This is a genomic window from Sorangium sp. So ce834 (assembly GCF_051521425.1).
Lineage (GTDB): Bacteria > Myxococcota_A > Polyangia > Polyangiales > Polyangiaceae > Sorangium > Sorangium cellulosum_D.
This window is the reverse complement of the sequence record NZ_CP150351.1, coordinates 11,972,624-11,994,226: the sequence shown is the minus strand read 5'-3', so window position 1 is coordinate 11,994,226 and position 21,603 is coordinate 11,972,624. Positions and strand designations below refer to the sequence as shown.

Genomic DNA, 21,603 nt, shown 5'->3' with positions numbered 1-21,603 from the left:
GGGCGAGGGGCTCCGTCGCACATCGGCCGCCCCTCTCTCAGCGCGGCAGGGCGGCGGCGTCCGGGCTCGGCGCCTCGGCGAGGCGCGGATCGAGCTGGCCCTGCTTCTCCAGGGCGGACAGCTCGCTGAACCCGCCGACGCTGACGCCGTTGATGAAGATCTGGGGGACCGTGCGCTGCCCGGAGGCCTTGACCAGCCAGGCGCGGAGGTCGTCCCGGCCCTCCACGTTGATCTGCGTGAACTGCACCTGCTTCTGGCTCAGCAGGCGCTTCGCCATGGCGCAGTATCCGCAGTACTCGGTGACGTAGATGGTGACGTCGGCTGCTTGCATGGGCATCTCGTCCTCTTTCCTTTCCCGGGACGGCCAAAGATGCAAGCGCACAGGGCTCCACCTTGCGGTAGGCTGCGCGCATGGCCGAGAAAGAGGGGACGATTCACCTCGATCGCTACACCAGCGACGCGAAGCAGGTCGTCGCCGGCGCCCAGCAGATCGCGGACGAGCGTCAGCACGCCGAGGTCACGCCGCTGCACCTGCTGATGAGGCTGCTGGAGCGTGACCGGGGGGTATCCGAGGTGTTTCGGCGGGCCGGGGCCGATCCGAACGAGGTGCTCCAGCTCGCCGAGAACGCGCTGAAGAAGCTGTCCAAGGCGGGCAGCGGGGTCGCGTACGTCAGCCCGCGCCTGCTCGACCTCCTCGGGCGCGCCGAGCGGGAGGCGACGCGGGACAAATCGGCGAGCGTGGGCATCGAGCACCTGCTCCACGCGCTCGCGCAGGAGATCCGCGGGCCTGCGGGGGAGATCCTCTCCTCGTTCGGCATCGGCCCCGGCGCGTTCCGGCCCCACCTCGGCGCGCTCGAGGCGGCCTCGCGCGAGCCCTCGCCCGCGGCGTCCAGCGCGTCGGAGCCCGGTCAGCCCGCGCCCTACACCCGGGACCTCGTCGCCGACGCCCGCGAAGGGCGGTTCGATCCGGTCATCGGGCGCGACGTCGAGGCGCGCCGCCTGCTGCAGATCCTCGAGCGGCGGTTCAAGAACCACCCGCTCATCGTCGGCGAGCCCGGCGTGGGCAAGACCGCGCTCATCCGGGGTCTGGCCGACCGGATCGCCCACGGCGACGTGCCCACCAACCTCGCGGGCGCCCACCTCTACGAGCTCGACACCGGCGCGCTCGTCGCCGGGGCGAAGCTCCGCGGCGAGATCGAGCAGCGCCTCAAGGTCCTGGTCGACCGCCTGCGCGGCGCGCAGGACGCCGAGAGCATCCTCGTCGTCGAGGACCTCGACGCGCTCTTCGGGCAGGGGGTGCAGGGCGCCGGCGTCGGCGAGCTCCTGAAGCCGCTCCTGTCGCGCGGGGAGATCCGGATCATCGCCACCACGACGCCGGAGGGCGTGCGCAAGATCAACGAGCGCGACCCCGGGATCATCCGCCGGTTCTCGACGATCACGCTGGAGGCGCCGAGCATCGATCAGGCGACGGAGATCCTGCGCGGGATCGCGACGAAGTACGAGGCCCACCACCGCGTCCGCGTGGGGGAGAGCGCCATCGCCTCGGCGGTCGCGCTGGCCAAGCGGTACATCTCGGATCGCGCGCTCCCCGACACGGCCGTGGACCTGCTCGACGAGACGTCGGCCCGCAAGCGGGTGGAGGTCGACGGCGTGCCGGCCGAGCTCGACGCCTTGAGCCGGCGCGTCGACGCGCTCCGCGCCCAGATCGCCGCGCTCGCCGACGACGACGACAAGCTCAGCGTCCAGACCCGCGCGCGCCTGGAGGCGGAGCTCGCGGAGATCGAGCCGAAGGCGTCGGCGATGCGCAGCCGCAACGAGTCGCGCCGCGGCGTCATCGCCGCGTGCCAGGCCATCCGCCGGGAGCTCGTCGCCGCGACCGACGCGCTGAAGGTGGCCCAGCGCGACAAGGCGTTCGCCAAGATCGGCGAGCTCGAGCACGTGACCATCCCGGAGATCAAGCGGCGGCTCCAGGCCGCCGAGGAGGCCGCGCAGCGGGAGGGGGTCGCGCCGACCTCGAACGTCGTCAGCGAGTCGGACGTGGCGGCGACGCTCAACGACTGGACCGGCATCCCGGTGGCCAAGATGCTCGAGGGCGAGGCCGAGAAGCTCCTCAAGATGGAGGAGCGGCTCGCGCAGCGGGTGGTGGGCCAGGACGAGGCGGTGCGCGCGATCGCGAAGGCGGTGCGCCGCGGGCGCGTGGGCCTGCGCGATCCGGGCAAGCCGATCGGCTCGTTCCTGTTCCTCGGGCCGAGCGGAGTCGGCAAGACGGAGCTCGCGAAGGCGCTCGCCGAGTTCCTGTTCGACGACGAGCAGGCGCTGACGCGCATGGACATGAGCGAGTTCATGGAGCGCCACATGGCCCAGCGCCTGATCGGGGCGCCCCCGGGCTACGCGGACAGCGAGCAGGGCGGCTTCCTCACCGAGGCGGCCCGGCGCCGGCCGTACAGCGTGCTCCTGTTCGACGAGGTCGAGAAGGCGCACGCGGACGTGTTCAACCTGCTGCTCCAGATCCTCGACGACGGCCGGCTCACGGACGGCCGCGGGCGGCTCGCCGACTTCTCGAACACGGTCGTCATCATGACCTCGAACATCGGGTCGAAGCGCGTGCTCGAGACCGACGCCAAGCTGTGGACCACGGAGGACGGCCGCGAGGCGATCCGCGACGTCCTGCTCGAGGAGCTGCGCGGGTTCTTCCGCCCGGAGTTCCTGAACCGGATCGACGACATCGTCGTGTTCAAGGCGCTCAGCAAGGACGACCTCCGGGGCATCGTGGACATCCAGCTCCGCCGCCTCGAGCAGCTGCTCACCGACAAGGACATCCGCCTCTCGCTCACGGACGCCGCGAAGGCGCGGCTCGTCGAGCTCGGCTACGAGCCCAGCCTCGGCGCGCGCCCGCTGAAGCGGGCGATCCTGCGCGAGCTCCAGAACCCGCTCGCCGAGACCATCCTGGCCGGCGGATACCAGCCCGGCCAGACGATGCGGGTCGACGTGAGCGACGAGAAGTTCGTCTTCACCAAGGCGTGAGGGGAGCGCGCCAGGCCCGAGCGGGCCGCGCGGCGAACGCGACCGCGGCCGGCGCCGCAGGGGCGGGGAGCTGCGCGCCCGCGGCCGGACGCGCGGCACGATCGCGGCCGGCGCTCGGGCTGAGCCGCGGAGGCGGGCGATTTTCGGGCTCTACAGCGCCGGTGCGCGCGGCCGGCTCTCCGGGCGAAGAACCTGGGCGGACCGCGCTGCGAACCTCTTGCCAAGCGAAGCAAGGTCCGTATACTGCCGCTCCCTCGCTCACCGGGCCCTCGGCTCGAGGGCCAATGCGTGGCGTAAGGTGAGGGATCGCGGTCCCAAGGTTGAGGAAGACGCACCATGTACGCGGTCATCAAGACGGGCGGCAAGCAGTATCGGGTCGCCGAAGGTCAGAAGCTCCGGGTCGAGAAGCTTGCCGGCAATGCCGGTGACAAGGTCACCTTCAGCGAGGTGCTCCTCGTCGGCGGCGACTCTCCCAAGATTGGCAAGCCCCTCGTGAGCGGCGCCTCCGTCGCGGCCGAGATCACCGGGCAGGACCGCGGCAAGAAGATCGTGGTCTTCAAGTTCAAGCGCCGGAAGAACTACCGCCGCAAGAACGGCCACCGTCAGCCGTACACCGAGCTCAAGATCACCGGCATCACCGCCTAGCAGGAGAAGTAGACATGGCTCACAAAAAAGGCGGCGGCTCCTCCAGGAACGGCCGCGACTCGAACGCGCAGCGCCGTGGGGTGAAGGTGTATGCCGGCTCGCCCGTGCGCGCTGGCAACATCCTGGTCCGGCAGGTCGGCTCCTCGATCCACGCCGGCCACAACGTCGGCACCGGCCGCGACTTCACGCTCTTCGCCCTCGTCGATGGCGTCGTGACGTACGAGTGGAAGTCCAACACCAAGAAGCAGGTGTCGGTCTACCCGGCGTCCTGAGCTCCCGGCTCCGGGCGGCCTCATGAGCCGCCCTCTCGCGTCCCGCCTGTTGCGCTCCGCGCGCTCACGTTTCACCCAAACGCGGTGACGACCTACAAGCTCCTCGCCCTCGACGTCGACGGGACCCTCGTCCGGCGCGATGGCTCCATCCACGACGAAGATCTCCTCGCCATCCAGCGGCTGCAGAGCGCCGGCATCCCGGTCTCGATCGCGACCGGGCGCCTGTACTCCGGGACGCGCGAGGTCGCGCGGCGGATCGGCGTGCTCGGTCCCATCGCGTGCGTCGACGGCAGCCACATCGTGCACACCGAGGGCGACGCGCACCTGTACTCGCGCACGATCTCCGGCGCCCACGCGGCCCTGCTGCGCTCGATCACCGAGCGGCACGCGACGGCGTCGTTCCTCTTCGCGCAGGACAGCATCGTCCACGACGCGACCGGCGCGCCGCACGTCCACTACGTCCGCGGCTGGTCGCACGCGATCGCCGAGGTCGAGCGCGTCTCGTCGCACCCGTACTGGGAGCACGAGCACGGGCTGCTCGCGCTGGTGGCGATCGGGACCGAGCTCCAGGTCACGGCCGCCGTCGAGGAGGTCCGGTCCGAGCTCGGTGAGGCGGCCTTCGTCGTCTCGTTCCCGTTCCTGCGCGACGGTCACACGAGCATCTGGGCCATGATGGTCCGCGCGTCCGGGTCGACGAAGGGGACGGCGATCGCGTGGCTCGCGGAGCACTACGGCTGCGCGACGTCGGACGTGGTCGTCGTCGGCGACTGGCTCAACGATCTGCCGATGTTCGAGGTCGCGGGGCGATCGTTCGCGATGGCGCAGGCGCCCGAGGACGTGAAGCAGGCGGCGACCGACCGCCTGGAGGCCGACGGCCTGCGCGGCGGCGGTATCGCCGAGGCGATCCGCCGCGCCTTCGGTCGCTGAGCCGAGGGCGGCGGCGAGCGCCGGCGGGCGGCGGGGGAGCGCTGCTCGGCGCTCCCCGCGCGGAGCTCTGTGTCAGGCCTTGCGCTGCGCCGGCTGGGCCGCGGCGGCGAGCTGCTGCTGCTGCTGCTGCAGGTACTGCGCGACGGCGCGCGAGCGCTCGATGGCGAACTGCTTGACCTCCTTGTTCGGAGAGCCCGCGAGCGCGTTCAGCAGCTTGGTCACCTTCTCGAGCTGGCGCGACTGGAACAGCGCCTCGAAGTAGTTGTTGGCCAGGCGCACGTCGCGGCTCATCTTCGCCTCGTGCGGCTGGAGCAGGCGGACCACCGCCTCGAGGTCGTTCTTCTGCCCGTACAGCGCCGAGAGACAGAGCAGCGCCAGCGGGTTGTCCGGGTTGAGCGCGACCGCCTTCTTGGCGTACTCGACCGCCTTGTCCCGCGTCTCCTCGTTGGCCGCGTAGAAGCCCTGGATCGCGATGTACGGCGCCGGCGTCTTCTTGTCGGCCGAGAACTTCTCGATCTCGGCGACCGCGCTCGCCTCGTCGCCGCGCTGCTTCAGGTACTGGAAGAGGTAGGCCCACGCGTCGATGCACTCGACGTCGATCGCGATCGCCTTCTCGATGAACTCGCGCTCCTTCTCGTCTTCCTTGCGCGCCTGGTAGAGCTTCGCGAGGTGCAGCGAGGGGTAGGGGTTGTCCTTGAGCAGGTTCTGCGCGCCCTTCAGCGTCCCCTCGGCCTTGTCGTGCTTGTCCTGCGAGAGCTGCGCGATGCCGAGCGCGAGCCAGTCGTCGCCCGTGCCGCCCTTCGCGACCACCTTCGAGAGCACCTGCTCGGCGCGCTGCAGCCGGTTGTGCTTGAGGAGCTCCTGCGCGTAGATGCGCCCGCGGTTCAGATCGTCGGGCTGCTCGGTCCAGTGCTTCTCGAGGCCGGCGAGCAGGTCCTCCAGGCCGATCGCGATCGGGCGCCCCTGATCGTCCTGCACCTGCACCGCCGGCCCGTTGAAGCCGAGGAGCTGCCACATCTGATCGAGGGTCACCGCCGCGGGGCCCTTCTCGATCAGACCCTTCAGCTCATCGGTCGGCTTGTTCACCGGGATGACGATGAGCGCGTTCCCCGGCACGCCGTTCGGGAATGCGCTCACGGGCGCGACGATCGCTGCCCCTCCCGCGATATTGAGCCCAGCCGCCTGCTGCTGTCCGTTCGTCGTCATCGTCGATGCTCCGAGATCTCTTCCCCACGCGCGCCGAGGCGCAGGCATCACCCAGCCTCGCCCCGGTACCCTGCGCGCCAAATTGATGGGGGCCGTAGTTCGTGTAGAAGGGGCGCGAACGCTAGCAGGGAGGGCCCACCCGGGCAACGGGGGAGCTCGGAGAGCACGACCCCGCGCCGCGCTCGGTCCGCTCGTGTTTCCACCCGAGATCCCGGCGTTAATTCCAGTGAATCTGGCCGCGCTCCCCGCGCCCGGGGCCAGCCGGGCTGCGGCTTGCGTCGCCGCTGCCGTCGCTGCGCCGCGCGGCTCGCCGTCGCTCGTGGGATCGCTGTCGTGCTCGCTGTCGCTCTCGCCGTCACGGACGCTCATGTCGCTCGCCCTCTCCCTGCTCCGCGCGCCGTCCTAGTCGAGTCCCGGGTCCGCGGCGAGGGCCGGCTTGAGCTCGCGCGCCGGCCCGGAGCGCGCCGGCGCCGCGCTGCGCAACCGCTCCGCCAGGTGGGTGCGGCGCTCCTCCTTCCGGGTCTCCGCCAGCGCCAGCGACACGGCCCGCGGATCCGCGACGAGCACCACCAGCCGCTTGCCGCGCGTCACCGCCGTGTAGATCAGGTTCCGCGAGAGCATCACGAAATGCTGGGTGAGGATCGGCACGATCACCGCCGGATACTCGCTCCCCTGGCTCTTGTGGATGCTCGTCGCGTAGGCGAGCGTCAGCTCGTCGAGCTCCGCTTCCTCGTAGCTGATCTCGCGATCGTCGAAGCGCACCTGGAGCTTCCGCTCCTCGGCGTTCACCTCCGTGATGAACCCCACGTCGCCGTTGTAGACCTCGCGGTCGTAGTCGTTGCGGAGCTGCATCACCTTGTCGCCGAGCCGCAGCGTCCGCGCGCCGCGCGTGACGGTCGGGCCCTCGGGGTTCAGCGCCGCCTGCAGCCGCGCGTTCAGGGCGATCGCGCCGGCCTCGCCCTTGTGCATCGGCGTCAGCACCTGCACGTCCCGCCGCGGGTCCAGCCCGAACCCCTTGCCGATGCGCTCGGTCATGAGGTGGAGGATCAGCTCCGCCGCCGCCTCGGCCTCGGTCCGCTCGATGACGTAGAACTCGCCGCCGGGCCCGCGCGCGCCCTCCGGCGGCTCGCCGTCGTGGATCCGGTGCGCGTTCCGGACGATGAGGCTGCCCTCGGCCTGCCGGAAGATCTGCGTGAGCCGCACCGTGGGCACCTCGCCGGAGGCGATCACGTCCCGCAGCACCGCGCCCGGCCCGACCGACGGCAGCTGGTCGACGTCGCCCACCAGCACGAGCCGCGCCGCGTCGGACGTGGCCTGGAGGAGCGCGTCGGCGAGCGCCAGATCGAGCATCGACGCCTCGTCGACCACGATCGCCGCCGCCTCGATCGGGCGGCCCCGCTGGCGCCCGAACTTGCGCTGCTTCGGATCGAACTCCAGGAGGCGGTGGAGCGTGACCGCCTCGCGCCCGGTCGCCTCGCTCATCCGCTTGGCGGCGCGGCCCGTGGGCGCGGCGAGCCGCACCGGCAGCCGGGCGCGGTCGAAGAGCGCCAGGACGGCCCGGACGATGGTCGTCTTGCCGACGCCGGGGCCGCCCGTGATGACCAGCACCTTGTTCCGCGCCGCCTGCTCCACGGCGCTGCGCTGCGCGGGCGCCAGCGAGACCTTCGTCTTCTCCTCGAACGCGGCGATCGCCGCGTCGACGCCCTCCGCGAGGCGCGCGTCGCCGGCCGCGCCGTCCTCGTCGCCCCCGAGCAGCGAGCGCATCCGGCGCGCGAGCCGCACCTCGGCCTCGTAGAGGTCCTTCGGGTAGACGGCCACCTCGCCGGTCGACAGCGCCTCGACGCGCACGTGGCCGCTCGCCGCGAGCGCGTCGATCGCGCCGTCGACCTCGGCGGCGTCGCGCTCGAGCATCGCCGCGGCGAGCTCCGCGAGCTCCGGCCGCTCCGCCAGCGTGTGCCCGCGGGTCGACAGGTCGACCAGCGTCTGCAGCACGCCCGCCTGCGCCCGCTCGGGCGAGTCGGCCCGGACGCCGATCGAGCGCGCGATCCGGTCGGCGGTCTTGAAGCCGATGCCCCACACGTCGAGCGCGAGCCGGTACGGCGAGCGGGAGACGATGTCGATCGCGTGGGGGCCGAACCGCTTGTAGATGCGGCTCGCCAGCGCCGGGGAGGCGCCGTGCGCCTGGAGGAAGATCATGATGGCCCCGATCGCCCGCTGCGCCGCCCACGCCTTCGCGACGGCCTGCGCCCGGCGCTGGCCGAGCCCGGGGACCTCGGCGAGCCGCTCCGGCGACCGGTCGAGGATCTCCAGCGTCTCGGCGCCGAACGCCTCCACGATCCGCTTCGCGTACGCCGGCCCGATGCCCTGCACCATGCCCGACCCGAGGTAGCGCTCGAGCCCATCGAGCGTGGCGGGGGCGATCGGCAGCAGGGTCTCGACCTTGAGCTGCTCGCCGTGCTTCGGATCGCGCTCGTAGCGCCCCGTCGCGCGTACGCGCGTGCCGGGGACGACCTGCGGGAACACCCCGACCCAGACCTCCGGGGCGGCGCCGGGGGCGACCTCCACCCGCAGCACCCGGAAGCCGCTCGACTCGTTCTCGTAGGTGACGCGGGCGACCTCGCCCTCGACCGTCGCGGGCCCGTTGCCCGCCGCCTCCCTGGCCGAGAAGAGCCGCTGCTGGCCCCCGCCGCCCGCCGGGCGCTCGCCGGCCCCGCCGGGGCGCTCGCCGCGCTCGTGCGGGCGCGGCGCGCCGTCCGCCGGCGGCGCCGGCGCGGCTGCCCCCCGGGCTGCCCGATCGGGGCGGCCGCTCCGCTGGGACCCTTGCACGAGGGCAGCATGTAGCCGCCGGCCCGTCCGCGGCAACGCCCTCGTGCGCCGCGGCGCGTGATACGCCTCGCGGGTGCCGGAGCTCCCCGAGGTCGAGCACGCCGCCGCCTCGCTGCGCCGCTTCCTGGCGGGCGACCGGATCGCGTCCGCCGAGGGCGACCGCACCCGCGTGTTCCGCGGTTCGAGCCGCGACGCTTTCGAGCGCGATCTCCCGGGCCGCGCGCTCGAGCGCCTCACGCGCTTCGGCAAGTACCTCGCGCTGGAGCTCGACGCCGGTGTGGTGCTGCTCAGCCACCTCGGGATGACCGGCAAGTGGGTGCGCCGCTCGCCGGGCGAGCCCGCGCCGGCGCACAGCCGCGCCCGGCTGCTGCTCGCCTCGGGGAGCGTGCTCCACTACAGCGATCCGCGGCTCCTCGGCCGCCTCGCGGTCCTGCGCGGCGTCTCGCCGGGGGAGATCCCCGAGATCGCCGCGCTCGGCCCGGATCCGCTGCGCGACGGGATCGACGTGGACGACCTGGCGCGGCGCGCGCGGGCGAGCGCGCGCGCCGTGAAGGTGATCCTCATGGACCAGGCGGTGATCGCCGGCCTCGGCAACATCCAGGCGACCGAGGCGCTCTTCCGGGCCGGCGTGCACCCGGCGCGGCCGGGCCGATCCCTCGCGCGCGCGGAGGTGGCCGCGATCGCCGCGGGCGCCCTGGACTCGATCGCGCACACGCTCGGGGCGATCGGCGCGGGGGAGATCGCTTACCTGTCCGAGTCCGGCGCGACGCCGAACCCGTTCCTTGTCTACGCGCGCGCCGGCGAGCCGTGCCCACGCTGCGGCGCGGCGTTGGAGACGCGCGCCATCGGCGGCCGCTCCAGCGCCTTCTGCCCGCGTTGCCAGCCGGAGCGCGGCCGCGCGCGGGCGCGGGCAGGGCCGCGCGGGGCGCCTCGGCGCTGAACACCCGTCGCGCGAAGGGATTTGCGCCGCGGGGCCGCGGTTGGCGTGACATCTTCGTGCCGGTATAGTGGCCCCGCGATGGGCCGCAGCACCTTGCTTTCCGTCCTCTGCGCCCTCGTTCTCGCGGGCTGTGCCGGGAGCGCGCCGGAGGCGGCGCGGTCCAAGGACCGCCTGCTGCGCGCGACCGCCTCGGTCTCCGTGGAGCCGGGCGCCGGCGCGCCGGCGCCCGGGGCAGCGGCGGAGGAGGCCGCGGACGCGCACGAGCACGAAGACGAGGTGGACGAGGACGGCGCCGAGGTCGGCGACGGCCTGGATCCGACGGTGGATCCGGCCGCCGGCACGCGCGCGCACTCGCCGCTCGCGGCGATGACCGAGGCCCAGATCGAGGAGCTGCTCGCGAAGGACCCGGCGGCGCTGGGGCCGATGTCGGTGGGGGCCACCAACGCGGGCGCGCTGTTCAACGGCGTCCGGATGCCCGAGAGCGACCGGTGGGAGCTCGTCGATCCGGGCCACGCCTGGGGGACGCGCGAGACGGTCGACGCGCTCGACCGGGCGATCGCGGAGGTGCACCGGCAGTTCCCGGGGAGCCCGAAGCTCTACATCGGGCACATCAGCGCCAGGGACGGCGGCCGGCTCTCTCCGCACAAGAGCCATCAGGCCGGGCGCGACGTCGACATCAGCTATTTCCTCGACGCGCGGCACCGCTGGTATCAGCGGGCCACGGCGGCGAACCTCGATCGAGAGCGCACCTGGGCCTTCGTCCGGGCGCTCATCACCGAGACCGACGTGGAGCTCATCCTCATCGACAGCAGCGTGCAGCGGCTGCTCAAGGAGCACGCGCTGAAGATCGGCGAGGACAGGGACTGGCTCGACGAGGTCTTCCAGTACGGGTCGAGGAAGCCGCGCGCGCTCATCCGCCATGCCCGGGGGCACGCGAACCACATCCACATCCGGTTCTACAGCCCGGTCGCGCAGGAGTCGGCCGTGCGCGCGTACCCGCTGCTCGTGAAGCGCGGGGCGATCAAGCCGACGGCGCAGTACGTGCGGCACACCGCGAAGAAGGGGCAAACGCTGGGCTCGCTGGCCCGGCAGTACGGCACCACGGTGGAGGCGATCAAGCGGGCCAACGGCCTGCGCTCCACGGCGATCCAGGCGAAGCGCGTCTACAACATCCCGCGGCCGTCGAGCGGCCCCGCCGCCCCGCCGAAGCACGTCGTCGTGCCGCCGCGCCGGCTGCCCCCGCCGCGGGCCGCGGAGGCGTCTCGGCCGGTGCGCCACGAGGAAGCCGGGCCGTCGCTGGGCGGCTGAGCTGCGGGAGGGGCTCCGCTGCCGGCCCTCCGGGGCGCGGCCGGCCCGCGGGCGCGGCCTCCGCCCCGCTCAGTGCTTCACGTCGACGACGAGCCGCGCCGGCTTGGTGAGCTCGAGGACGCGGTACTTGTTCGGCGAGGAGACCCCGAGCACCCACGTCACCTCGGCCTCGAAGTCGCACGTCCGCTCGAGCTCCAGCGCCACGCCGAGCGCGAGCTTCCGCTCGCGGAACGGGATCGTGGCCTTCCCCTCGTCCGTGTGCGCGGCGGCGGGGGTCATGCGCACGGCGAGCCACCCGTCGCCGGCGATCTCGGTCGCCTCGCCCGAGCCGCACTGCCGCACCGGCTTGTCGATGTAGTCGACGTGGTAGCCCGGCACCGCGTCCCCCTCGAACTCGAACACGACGCGGTCGTAGTGCTCGTGCCGGGCCGCGCGCACGTCGCGCAGGATCGCGACCTTCGCGCCGGCGCGCGGCTTGTCGGTGGCGCCCGCGGTGCCCTCGAACGTGTCGGTGCTCGTGGGATCCGCCGCCTTCGGAGGCCGCGGCGTGGGCGGCTCGTCGTCCACGGCCGGCCCTTCGGGGCGCGTGTCGATCGGCGTCACCTGCGGGATGGGCTGAGCAGGCTCGTTGCCGGCGCCGCCGCGGCAGCCCGCGGCGAGCGACACGGTTGCGGCGGCGAGCAGGAGGTCGGCGGTCCTCATGAGGGGCTTTCATGGCGCCGCGGCCGCCGAACGTCCACCGCGACGAGACGGCGCGCGGCGCCGCGGGTATCTCGAGCGATGGCGGGGCCGGCGCGCGCCGTCGAGGATCACCGCGAGGGCGCCTGCGCCCTGGCCAGGATCGCCGCGAGCCGGGGCACGATCTCGTCCACCGCGCGCTCGCCCTTCACCGACCCCTCGATGCGGAAGGGTGTCCCCCGGCCGTCCTCGCCGGGCACGACGAACAGCGGGATCATCTTCGACGCGTAACCGGCCTCGGCGAGCCGATCCCGGTCGCGGTCGAGGTCGAACTCGAGCAGGCGCAGCGCCGGGAACGCCGCGTCGAGCCGGCCCGCCTTCACGGCGTCGTGGAACCTCGTGCACGGCTCGCACCACGGCGCGCCCACGTAGACGACGAGCTCGCGCCCCTCCCGCCGGGCGCGCTCCCGCGCCGCTTGCACCAGCGCCGGCACCTCGCCGCCGTCCGGCGCGAGCTCGACCTCGGCCCGCAGCGCCGCCGGCCGCGCGACGCCGCTCCCTGCGGCCGGCGAGGAGCTCTCCTCCCGCGAGCAGCCGAGGAGCGCCGCGAGACAGAGCACCAGCCCGGCGCCAGCCAACCCCTTCCGGCCATGACCGTTCACGTCGTCGCCTCCCTTTCGGCCACGGTCTTGCTCACGGCGGCCGCTTGCGCCAGCGCCTCAGGGGAGCACGAGCTTGAGCGAGAACACGTAGTCGACGTTGACCGGCCGGCCCTGATAAGTGACCGGCTTGTAGCGGCTCGCCGCGAGCGCCTCGAGGACCGCCTCGTTCATGTGGGGCACGCCCTTGACGATCCGGCAGCCGGTGAGGCTGCCGGCCGTCGTCACCACGCACTTCGCGAGGACCGTCCCCTCGACCCGCGCCTGCCGCGCCTGCCGCGTGTAGACGACCGCGGGCGCGACGATCGGCACGGGGCGCGTCATCCCCTCCTGGAAAGGCAGGATCTCGGGCGCGGCTGGCCCCGGCGCGGCCGGCGCCGCGGCGCCCCCGGCCACCGGAGGCTCCGGCGGGGCGATCGCGGCCGGCTGGGCGACGCTCGGCCCGGCAGCGACGGGCCCGGCGCTCGGCGACGGACCGTCGCTCGGCGGAACGGCGCTCGGCGGCTCCGTCGGCGGCGCCGGGAGCGCGCTCGCCGCGGCCTGCGGGCTCGGCGCCGGTGCCGCCGCGGCGAGCGCCTCGAGCTCCGCCGCCGCGGTCTCGTCCTCGGGGCGGACGACCAGCACGGCCGACTTGTAGCCGGGCTTGGTCAGGGTGAGCCGGTACTCGGCCGTGGTCCCGGCGCCCTGCAGCACGAGCCGGCACGGCGTCGCCAGGCAGACCTCCGTCCCCCGGTCGGACACGCGCGCCCCGGGCGGAGCGCTCTCGATCCTCACGATCCTGAACTCGGCCGCCGCGCTGGGCTCATGGCCCGCCGAGGCCTCGGCCGGCATGGCGAGCGGCACCGGGGCGGGCTGGACGGCGGCCGGGGCGCTCGCGGCGTCCGGAGCGCGCCAGCGCACGTGCCCGGTGACCGCCAGCACGATGCCCCCGCCGACGAGCGCCGCGACGAGCGCCACGATGTAGACGGACACCGGCGCATGACGAGCAGGGCCGACGGAGCCGCTGACGGTCGGCGGCGCCTGGGCCGGAGAGAGCGAGTCGCCCTGCGGCTGGCGGATCGGCGCGGCGGGCTCGCTCGCCCCGGCGCGGGGCGGCGCGCCCGGTTCGTTCGGCGACGGCGAGGAGGCCGAGAGGCGCGGCCCCGAGCTCGACGGCGCGGAGGGCAGCGCGCCGCCGAGCTGCGCCACGGACAGGCGCTCGGGCGCCGAGGCACGCGTGAGATCGATCGGCTCGCCGGCCGCGCTCTTCAGCGCGATGAGACACTCCTTCATCGACTGGAAGCGCCTGTCCGGGTCCTTCGCGAGACACCGCATCACGATGGCTTCCATCGCCGGCGACACGAGCGCGCCCTGAGCGCTCCCCGCGAGCGGCGGCGGCGGCTCGCTGACGTGGGCCATGAGGGTCGCGGTGGGCACCTTCTTGTCGAACGGCACCTTGCCCGAGAGCATCTCGTAGAGCAGGACGCCGAGCGCGTAGATGTCCGCGCGCGGCGAGAGATCGTGGCCCATCGCCTGCTCCGGCGCGGTGTACTTGGGAGAGCCGATGAACAGGCCCTTCTGGGTCAGATCGTCCAGGTCCTGCCCCGAGACGTCCTTGACCAGGCCGAAGTCGAGCACCTTGACGAAGTCCTTCTCGTCTCCCTGGTCGACGAGGAGCACATTGCTCGGCTTGAGATCCCGGTGCACGAGGCCGAGGCCGTGCGCCTCGATGAGCGCGCGGCAGATCTGCCGCGCGATCCGGCTCGCGCGCGCCTCGGGGAGCGCGCCCTCGTCGTGGAGCACCCGGTGCAGCGTACGGCCAGCGATGTATTCCATCGCGATGAAATAAATGCCGCGCGGATCGTCCCTGCCGTAATCGAAGACGGTGACGGAGTTCGGGTGGGTGAGCCGCGCCGCGGTCGCGGCCTCGCGTGAAAAGCGCCGGAAGAACTCCGGATCTTGCTCGCGGCGCTCGTCGGGCACGAGGAGCTTGAGGGCGCAGATCCGTCCCAGGGCCGATTGCTCTGCCCTGTACACCTTGCCCATACCCCCGCGCGCGATGAGCGATACGATCCGATATCGACCGGCGATCGTGGCGCCGATGAGCGGGTCTTGACCGCTGCTCCTGGTCGCACCCATGCCGTTCATCATACGCACGACGGCGGGGGCGCGGCTACCCCAACGCCCGTGTCTTGCGCGTCTCGTCGTCTCGTCGTCTCGTCGCCTCGTCGCCTCGTCGCCTCGTCAGATTGCGCACCTCGCGATCCCCGCGCGGCTCCGCTCGTTCGGCGGCGCGGAGCGGTTGTGTCTGCTGCGCTGTCGGCGGTGCGCTCGATCGCGTCTTCACGCTGCTCGGCGCCGGCGAGCGCGGCGCGGTTCATCGGAGAGCACCGGAAGTTTACGGCTGTGTTTCGTGACGACTCCATGTCTGTTGGCCAACCTCGCGCGAGCGCGCATCGCATCGAGGGTCGCCTTCGCACACACACCGGGGCTCGGGCGTCGGCGCCTGCCCCTCCGAGGTGGCGCGCTCCGCGAGGGCAGGGGGCACGCCGCCGCGCCGAGCGGCGTGGCGGCGGGCCGGCAATCTGGGATTCGTTCAACGCCCCGGGCGCGATCGCGCCGCTGAAATCGCGTCGCGGGTCCGGAACCTGGCGCTGGGTGCGCTGTCGATCCCGGGCGTGGACGCGGCGCTCCGCGGCGCACGCAGAGAGCGGTGAAGCTCGCCGCGCGTGCGCCGGGGAACGCCAGAGCGCGGGCCCTCGCGGGCTCGCTCCATTCAGACCGCTCGCAGCGCGATCCACGCCGCGCGCGCGCAGGGAAAGGCCTGGCTTCCGATGGATACGTTCAAGTTGGCTCCGAGCATGGCATCCCCGAATCCGTTTCTCGGCAACCTGCCCTTCAGCGCGTCTCCGGCCTGCGATCCCGAGGTGGCCGCGGACGCGCCGGAGGGCTCGTACACGTACGCGCTGGTCAAGAGCGCGCCCGAGGTGCCCGTCGCGGAGTGCGAGACCGAGGCGCTGTCCGTCGAGGTGCTGATCCGCTGGGGGAGCAACCTGATCCACGTGGCGCACCTGACCCCGCCGCGCTCCTTCCACGTGGGCGAGCGGGACGGCGCAGAGGGCGCGTGCGACTTCTTCCTTCCGGCGGAGCGGCTGGGCGCGGCGAGGGCGCCGCTCGTGCTCGTCGGCGACGACGGCGAGGTGAGCGCCGTGATCCCGCCGGGCGCGTCGGGGATGATCGAGATCGGGAGCTGCAAGATGACGGTCGCGCAGGCGATCGCGACGGGCCGCGCCGCGCCGGACGCCGCGCTCGGCGGGGCGCGGCGGATCGCGCTGCCGCTCGGCGCGCGCGCGCGGCTCGACCTCGGCGACTTCGGCTTCGAGGTCGCCGTGGGCAACGCGGGCCGCCGCGTCGCGGGCAAGGTGAGCCTCGACCGCCGGAGCCTGCCGTTCACCGCGCTCTCGACGCTGGTCCACGTCGGCCTGCTCGGGGCCATGGCCGCGTTCATGCCCCCGCTGGCGATGGCCGACGACGGCGGCGTGAGCGCGGAGCAGGCGTACCTCATGGCGCAGGCGCTCGCGGCGACCGCGGAGCGGGAGCTGCCCGAGGCGAACGAGGGCGCGGAGGCGACCCGCCCGAACGACACGGAGGGCGGCTCGGGCGCGGCCGCGATCGGCGAGTCGGGCAAGGCCGGGAGCGCGACGAGCCGGAAGACGAACGGGCGCCTCGAGATCGCGGGGCCGAAGGACAACGCCGACGTGCGGATCTCGCGGGCGCAGGCGCTCGACGACGCGGCGCGCTTCGGCATGATCAACGTGCTCCAGGCCGGCCTCGGCGATCCGAACGCGCCCTCGGCCCCCTGGGGCGGCGTCGACACGCTCGGCAACGGGGCGAAGAGCGCGATCGGCAACCTGTGGGGCGAGACGATCGACGAGTCGGGCGGCGCCGGGGGCCTCGGGCTGACCGGCATCGGCGAGGGCGGCGGCGGGCGCTTCACGGGCATCGGGATGGGCCCCCTCGGCACCATCGGCCACGGCAACGGCCTCGGCGACGGACAGGGCTTCGGCCCGGGCGGCGGCGCGTCGCGCTTCATCCATGGCCCTGGCCACAAGGTGAGCGCGCCGCGGATGGGGGTCGGGTCGACCTCGGTGTCGGGCCGGATCCCGCCCGAGGTCATCCAGCGCATCGTGCGGCAGAACTTCGGTCGATTCCGGCTCTGCTACGAGAACGGGCTGCGCAATAGCCCGAACCTCACCGGGCGCGTCGCGGTGGGCTTCACGATCGGCCGTGACGGCGCGGTCTCCAGCGTCCAGAACGGCGGCTCCGACCTGCCGGACGCCGGCGTGGTCGCCTGCGTGGTGCGCTCGTTTTACGGGCTGTCGTTCCCGCCGCCGGACGCGGGCATCGTGACCGTGACCTATCCTATCCTCTTCAGCCCCTCCGGCGGCTGACTCGCCGCCTTCCGGCGGCTGACCTTCGGTGTCGCCCCGGCGCGCGACATCCTCTATCGTCGGTGCGTGATCGCCCTGTCCCGAATCCTGAGCGCGCTCGGGCGCCCGCAGCGCGCGCCCGACAAGATCCTTCGCAACCCCTTCCTCGAAGGGAATTACGCCCCCTTCCGGAGCGAGACGGAGCACGCCTCGCTCGAGCTCGCGGCGGGAGAGGTGCCGGCGGCGCTCGCCGGCACGCTCTACCGGATCGGACCGGCGCCGCGGTTCGAGCCGATCGATCCGGTCCTCTATCACTGGTTCGAGGGCGACGGCATGGTGGACGCCTTCCGCTTCGACGGCGGGCGCGTGGCGCACCGCCGTCGCTGGGTCCGCACGGACAAGCTCCGCTGGGAGGAGCAGGCGGGCCGGGCGCTCTTCGGCGGCCTCCGCGGCTTCGGCCGGCGCACCTCGGTCGAGGGCTGGAAGGCGCTCGGCTTCACGCCCTCCGAGCTCATCGAGCTCCGCGTGCGCGGGCTGCTCGGGCTGCCGCCGCGCGAGGATCAGGTGCGGCGGATCATGCGGGCGCAAGACCGGAGCAACACGAACGTGCTCAGGCTCGCCGGCAGGCTGCTCACGCTCGTCGAGAGCTCGGCCGCGCACGAGATCGACCCCGAGACGCTCGCCACGCGCGGGCGCTTCACGTTCGGCGGCGTGCTGGAGGCGCGCCGCATGGTCGCGCACCCCAAGGTCGATCCGGAGACGGGCGACATCTACACCTTCGGCGCCTCGCCGCGGCCGCCGCACCTCACCTATTACGCCTTCTCCGCGGACGGCGCGCTCCGCTTCTCGCGCGACATCGACGTGCCGTTCCCGGCGATGATGCACGACTTCGGCGTCACGGCGACGCGGGCGATCTTCTATCACCTGCCCGCGACCATGCGGTACGAGAACTTGAAGTCCTCGAACCCCGTCCGGTGGGAGCCCTCGGAGGGCGCGCGCCTCATCGTGATCCCGCGGGACGAGCCGGGCGCGCCCGCGCGCACTGTCGATCTCCCCGCCTGCTTCGTCTTCCACACGATGAACGCCTTCGACGACGGCGGCTCCGTCGTGCTCGACGTGGTGCGGTACGGGCGCCTCCCGCTCTTCGATCTCGGCGGGGAGAACCCGAACCCGCCGCTCACGGAGAACCCGGAAGGGCGGCTCACCCGCCTCCGGATCGATCCCGACAAGGGCGCCGTCAGCGAGACCCTGCTGGACGAGGCGCCGGCGGAGTTTCCGATCGTCGATCCGCGGTTCACGGCGCGGCCGTACCGCTACGGCTGGATGGTGTGCAGGCGCGGGGACAGCGACGGACGGGGGCACCACAACGCCATCGCCCTGGTCGACCACCTCGAGCGGCGCGCGCGCTATCGCGAGCTCGGTCGGTCGAGCTTCACGTCCGAGCCGGTGTTCGTGCCCCGCGGCGAGGGAGCGCCGGAGGGGGAGGGGTGGCTGCTCGCCGTGGTGTACCGCGCCGAGACGGACCAAAGCGACCTCCTCGTCCTCGACGCGCTCGACATCGAGCGCGAGCCGGTCGCGGTGCTGCGCTGCCCGCACCGGATCCCGTATGGCTTTCACGGCTCGTGGGTGGCGCGCGGCTGACCGCCGCGCCCCCGACTGCGCGGCTGACCGCCGCGCCCCCGACTGCGCGCCTCCGGGTCGCTACCGACCGCCGCCCGCGCCGACCTGGCCGACGGCGCGCTCCGCCTCGGCGATCTCCTGCGCTCGCTGCTGGATCATCACCCCTTGCGGCGGGCCCCGGAAGCGGCGGCGCTCCAGCGCGAACCAGACGATCGCCGTCAGCGCGAACACGAGGAGCGTGATGACAAGGGCCTTGTCGTTCGGGGGCTGGACGCTCACCACGATCAGCATCAGGCACGCGAGGACGCTGATGATCGCGAGCGGCCGGTACAGCGGGCCGAGGTCCCACGGCCCCATCGTCACCCACGTGCGGCCGTAGGCGCGCACGCCCGCCATCGTGGGCATGACATAGGAGATGTAGAGGAAGATCACGCACACGGCCGTGATCGTCGAGTAGACCGGCGTGTACACGGTGAAGGCGATCGTCAGCGCGCTGACGACCCAGATCGCGGTCGCCGGGGTGCGGAACTTCGGGCTCACCTTGCGGAGCTGCTCCGAGAGCGGCAGCCCCCCGTCGCGGGCGAACGCGAAGGTCATGCGCGAGGCGGACGTCACCGTGGCCAGCCCGCAGAGGTACTGGGCGATCGAGATGCCGGCGTAGAGCGCGATCCGGAGCTTCTCCGGGATGACGCTCTCCATGATCCAGAAGAAGACCCCGCCGCCCTTCGACGCGGCCTGGTCCATGTCGGGGATCGCGAGCACGATCGCGCTCAGCATGAGCCAGCCGAAGACGCCGGAGACGAGCACCGCGCGGACGATGCCCCGCGGGACGGTCTGCGCCGCGCCGATCGTCTCCTCCGAGGTGTGCGCCGACGCGTCGTATCCGGTGATCGTGTACGCGGGCAGGAGGAAGCTCAGGAGGAACAGCATCGTCATGCTGTTCGTCTCCGGCCACACGTCGCCCCCCTTCGCGCCGCTGTAGTTCGTGAACGTGACGAGCCGCCCGAGGTCGATCTGGGGCGCGTGGAGGAGCATCGCGAGCGTGAGGATCACCGAGACGACGAGGATGAGGTATCCGCTGAAGTCGGTGAGCAGGGTGGTGACGCGGATCCCCAGGTGGTTGAAGAGCGCCTGAGTCCCCGTGATGAGCGTGACCCCGACGATCTGCGTCGAGAGGGCCTGATCCGGGGTCATTTGCGCGATGTCGACGCCGAACAGCGGGCCGAGCGAGCTCATGATGAACAGGTAGGCGCCGACGTTGATCGCCGCGAGGACGGTGACGAGGCCGATCAGGTTGAACCACGCGGTGGCCCAGCCGAAGCCCCGGCCGCCGAGGATCGAGGCCCAGTGGTACAGCCCGCCCGCGGTCGGGAATGCGGACGCGACCTGTCCCATCGTGAGCGCTGTGCAGAGCGAGAGCGCGCTGCAGACCGGCCAGCCGATGCCGATGCCGGCCCCGCCGACGCTGCAAAGCCCCATCTGGAACGAGGTGATGCCGCCCGCGATGATGCAGATGATCGAGAACGAGATCGCGAAGTTGGAAAAGCCCCCCATCCGGCGCAGGAGCTCCTGCGCATAGCCCATGCTGTGGAGCGTTTTTACGTCCTCGGCGATCACGCCCTCGACGCTGTGTGGTTTGTCGCCGGAGCGCGGCCCGACGTCCCCCTTCGTCTCACGGCTCATGAGCGGTCCCCCTTCCTCGACGGTCTTGCGCTCGTGACCGACGGAGTCCGTCGGGATCGGCGCGCCTCGCGGGTGAGCGCCCCTCTCGGGGAGCTCACCCGCGCAGACGAGCGTACATGGGGGCGCCGGCGAGTGCCTAGAACACCGATCACGTTAAAATTCAGAGAAAAATCAGCAGATTGGAAGAGGACCGCAACGGCGCAAGGGACGCAAGGGGAAGAGGGAACAATTTTATCTCTGCTCCCTTGCGTCCCTCGCGCCCTTGCGGTCTCTCTCCTTACCCGCACTCCGTGTCCTGCCCGCTTTCTCCGCGGCGTGTCCGGCGGGTGGCGCATCCTATCGAATTCAGGCGAGTTTTAACCTGTTCGGCACGCTAGCGCGTGAGCCGGAACCACGACAAGCACGGTGCGTGCGACCGCCGGAGGTGGCCGCCTGGCCCCGCTGCTACCCTCGCCGCGCATGGCCACCACGACGACTCCCCCGCTCTCGCGCCGGCGCGCGCTGCTCGGCCTCGCCGCGCTCGCCGCGCCCTCGTGCCGGCGCGAGAGCTCGCCGACCCCGCCGGGGCCCGCGGCGGCAGAGGCGGCCCCCTCCCGCTGGAAGGAGCTCGCCTTCGAGCCGGCCGGAGAGGGCGAAGGCCCGCAGCGCGCGCTGCTGCTCGCGCCCGAGGCCGCGGCGCCGCTGCCGCTGCTCGTCGCGCTGCACGGGCGCGGGGAGGCGGTGCGCGGCACCGAGGCCGGCGCGCGCGGGTGGCGCGACGACTACCGCCTCGACGCGACCCTCCAGCGGATCCTCGCGCCGCCGCTCACGCCGGACGACCTCGGGCAGATGGTCACGCGCGAGCGGCTCGCCCAGCTCAACGCCTCGCTCGGCGAGCACCCCTACCGCGGGCTGTGCATCGCCACGCCGTTCACGCCCGACCTCCGCGACCGCTCCGTCGAGGGGGCCGCGGCGTTCGGGCGGTTCGTCGTCGAGCGGCTCCTGCCGCGGGCGCGCGCCGAGAGCGGCTGCCTCACGGCGCCCGAGGCGACCGGGATCGACGGCGTGAGCCTCGGCGGCCGCCTCGCGCTGCTCGTCGGCCTGTCGCACCCCGAGGCCTTCGGCGCGGTCGGCGCCCTCCAGCCGGCGGTGCGGGCGAGCGAGGCGGAGATGTTCTCCGCCCTCGCGCGCCGGGCCATGGAGCGCCGCGCGCTCGCGCTGCGGCTCGTGTCGAGCGAGGCCGACCCCTTCCTGCCCGCCATCCAGGCGATCAGCGATCGGCTGCGGCAGGACGGCGTCGCCCACGATCTGCTCATTGTGCCCGGACCGCACGACTATGCCTGGAACCGCGGGCCCGGAGGCGTGGAAATGGTGCTCTGGCACGAGCGCGTCCAGCGCGGGTTGCGCGCGCCGTGATCGCGGCGGCC

Annotated in this window: 16 protein-coding genes; 9 read left to right on the top strand and 7 right to left on the bottom strand. The window is 72.9% G+C overall.

Annotated features, from left to right (window positions below):
- Nucleotides 1-37: 37 nt before the first annotated feature.
- On the bottom strand, nt 38-337 hold the full coding sequence (gene grxC, locus WMF20_RS44050; RefSeq protein WP_437607783.1) for a glutaredoxin 3: 300 nt from the start codon (nt 335-337) through the stop codon (nt 38-40).
- A 74-nt stretch (nt 338-411) separates the two neighbouring features.
- On the opposite strand from grxC, the gene WMF20_RS44045 reads away from it, so the two are divergent.
- The 4 genes from WMF20_RS44045 (at nt 412) to WMF20_RS44030 (ending at nt 4,868) form a co-directional block, all read left to right on the top strand.
- Nucleotides 412-3,024: an ATP-dependent Clp protease ATP-binding subunit gene (locus tag WMF20_RS44045; RefSeq protein ID WP_129579856.1), complete on the top strand. Its 2,613-nt coding sequence runs from the start codon at nt 412-414 to the stop codon at nt 3,022-3,024.
- Nucleotides 3,025-3,360: 336 nt separating this feature from the next.
- Nucleotides 3,361-3,669 (top strand): 50S ribosomal protein L21, encoded by a 309-nt coding sequence (gene rplU / locus WMF20_RS44040; protein ID WP_020740951.1) that lies wholly within the window; start codon nt 3,361-3,363, stop codon nt 3,667-3,669.
- Nucleotides 3,670-3,683: 14 nt separating this feature from the next.
- Entirely contained in the window at nt 3,684-3,941 is a 258-nt protein-coding gene (gene rpmA, locus WMF20_RS44035; RefSeq protein ID WP_129579855.1) for a 50S ribosomal protein L27, read from the top strand.
- A gap of 84 nt (nt 3,942-4,025) precedes the next feature.
- The gene (locus tag WMF20_RS44030) at nt 4,026-4,868 is read left to right on the top strand and encodes an HAD family hydrolase (protein ID WP_437607782.1); all 843 of its coding nucleotides are present in this window, start codon (nt 4,026-4,028) and stop codon (nt 4,866-4,868) included.
- Nucleotides 4,869-4,940: 72 nt separating this feature from the next.
- Here the strand turns inward: WMF20_RS44030 and WMF20_RS44025 are convergent, their stop codons facing one another.
- Nucleotides 4,941-6,074 carry a tetratricopeptide repeat protein gene (locus tag WMF20_RS44025; RefSeq protein WP_129579853.1) on the bottom strand — a complete coding sequence of 378 codons (1,134 nt, stop codon included), beginning with the start codon at nt 6,072-6,074 and terminating at the stop codon, nt 4,941-4,943.
- A gap of 402 nt (nt 6,075-6,476) precedes the next feature.
- Entirely contained in the window at nt 6,477-8,900 is a 2,424-nt protein-coding gene (gene recD2, locus WMF20_RS44020; protein ID WP_437607781.1) for an SF1B family DNA helicase RecD2, read from the bottom strand.
- A gap of 73 nt (nt 8,901-8,973) precedes the next feature.
- Between recD2 and mutM the strand changes: the two genes are divergently transcribed.
- Together mutM and WMF20_RS44010 are read left to right on the top strand one after the other, a co-directional pair.
- Nucleotides 8,974-9,840 carry a bifunctional DNA-formamidopyrimidine glycosylase/DNA-(apurinic or apyrimidinic site) lyase gene (gene mutM / locus WMF20_RS44015; protein WP_437607780.1) on the top strand — a complete coding sequence of 289 codons (867 nt, stop codon included), beginning with the start codon at nt 8,974-8,976 and terminating at the stop codon, nt 9,838-9,840.
- 93 nt (nt 9,841-9,933) lie between these two features.
- Nucleotides 9,934-11,148 carry a LysM peptidoglycan-binding domain-containing protein gene (locus tag WMF20_RS44010; protein ID WP_437607779.1) on the top strand — a complete coding sequence of 405 codons (1,215 nt, stop codon included), beginning with the start codon at nt 9,934-9,936 and terminating at the stop codon, nt 11,146-11,148.
- 69 nt (nt 11,149-11,217) lie between these two features.
- Here WMF20_RS44010 and WMF20_RS44005 read toward each other — a convergent pair whose 3' ends face one another.
- The 3 genes from WMF20_RS44005 to WMF20_RS43995 all read right to left on the bottom strand — a co-directional run bounded on the left by WMF20_RS44005 (nt 11,218) and on the right by WMF20_RS43995 (nt 14,603).
- Nucleotides 11,218-11,850, bottom strand: coding sequence for an AMIN-like domain-containing (lipo)protein (locus WMF20_RS44005; protein ID WP_437607778.1), 633 nt, complete (start codon nt 11,848-11,850; stop codon nt 11,218-11,220).
- Nucleotides 11,851-11,957: 107 nt separating this feature from the next.
- A complete protein-coding gene (locus WMF20_RS44000) occupies nt 11,958-12,488 on the bottom strand; it encodes a TlpA family protein disulfide reductase (protein ID WP_437607777.1) in 531 nt (176 codons plus the stop codon).
- 57 nt (nt 12,489-12,545) lie between these two features.
- A complete protein-coding gene (locus WMF20_RS43995; protein ID WP_437607775.1) occupies nt 12,546-14,603 on the bottom strand; it encodes a TonB family protein in 2,058 nt (685 codons plus the stop codon).
- A 722-nt stretch (nt 14,604-15,325) separates the two neighbouring features.
- Between WMF20_RS43995 and WMF20_RS43990 the strand changes: the two genes are divergently transcribed.
- Entirely contained in the window at nt 15,326-16,915 is a 1,590-nt protein-coding gene (locus WMF20_RS43990; protein ID WP_437607774.1) for an AgmX/PglI C-terminal domain-containing protein, read from the top strand.
- 66 nt (nt 16,916-16,981) lie between these two features.
- Nucleotides 16,982-18,535 (top strand): carotenoid oxygenase family protein, encoded by a 1,554-nt coding sequence (locus tag WMF20_RS43985; RefSeq protein ID WP_437607773.1) that lies wholly within the window; start codon nt 16,982-16,984, stop codon nt 18,533-18,535.
- Between the two features lie 60 nt (nt 18,536-18,595).
- Here the strand turns inward: WMF20_RS43985 and WMF20_RS43980 are convergent, their stop codons facing one another.
- Nucleotides 18,596-20,197, bottom strand: a complete 1,602-nt coding sequence (locus tag WMF20_RS43980) for an amino acid permease (protein ID WP_437607771.1) — start codon at nt 20,195-20,197, stop codon at nt 18,596-18,598.
- 459 nt (nt 20,198-20,656) lie between these two features.
- Between WMF20_RS43980 and WMF20_RS43975 the strand changes: the two genes are divergently transcribed.
- Nucleotides 20,657-21,592: an alpha/beta hydrolase gene (locus WMF20_RS43975; protein WP_437607769.1), complete on the top strand. Its 936-nt coding sequence runs from the start codon at nt 20,657-20,659 to the stop codon at nt 21,590-21,592.
- Nucleotides 21,593-21,603: the final 11 nt, after the last annotated feature.

What these genes read in the sequence shown, in the direction of transcription:
- WMF20_RS43995 (WP_437607775.1), bottom strand. Translation starts at nt 14,603, where the DNA reads ATGGGTGCGACCAGGAGCAGCGGTCAAGACCCGCTCATCGGCGCCACG.
- WMF20_RS43975 (WP_437607769.1), top strand. Translation starts at nt 20,657, where the DNA reads ATGGCCACCACGACGACTCCCCCGCTCTCGCGCCGGCGCGCGCTGCTC.
- grxC (WP_437607783.1), bottom strand. Translation starts at nt 337, where the DNA reads ATGCCCATGCAAGCAGCCGACGTCACCATCTACGTCACCGAGTACTGC.
- WMF20_RS44045 (WP_129579856.1), top strand. Translation starts at nt 412, where the DNA reads ATGGCCGAGAAAGAGGGGACGATTCACCTCGATCGCTACACCAGCGAC.
- WMF20_RS43980 (WP_437607771.1), bottom strand. Translation starts at nt 20,197, where the DNA reads ATGAGCCGTGAGACGAAGGGGGACGTCGGGCCGCGCTCCGGCGACAAA.
- WMF20_RS44025 (WP_129579853.1), bottom strand. Translation starts at nt 6,074, where the DNA reads ATGACGACGAACGGACAGCAGCAGGCGGCTGGGCTCAATATCGCGGGA.
- WMF20_RS43990 (WP_437607774.1), top strand. Translation starts at nt 15,326, where the DNA reads ATGGCATCCCCGAATCCGTTTCTCGGCAACCTGCCCTTCAGCGCGTCT.
- rplU (WP_020740951.1), top strand. Translation starts at nt 3,361, where the DNA reads ATGTACGCGGTCATCAAGACGGGCGGCAAGCAGTATCGGGTCGCCGAA.
- rpmA (WP_129579855.1), top strand. Translation starts at nt 3,684, where the DNA reads ATGGCTCACAAAAAAGGCGGCGGCTCCTCCAGGAACGGCCGCGACTCG.
- WMF20_RS44005 (WP_437607778.1), bottom strand. Translation starts at nt 11,850, where the DNA reads ATGAGGACCGCCGACCTCCTGCTCGCCGCCGCAACCGTGTCGCTCGCC.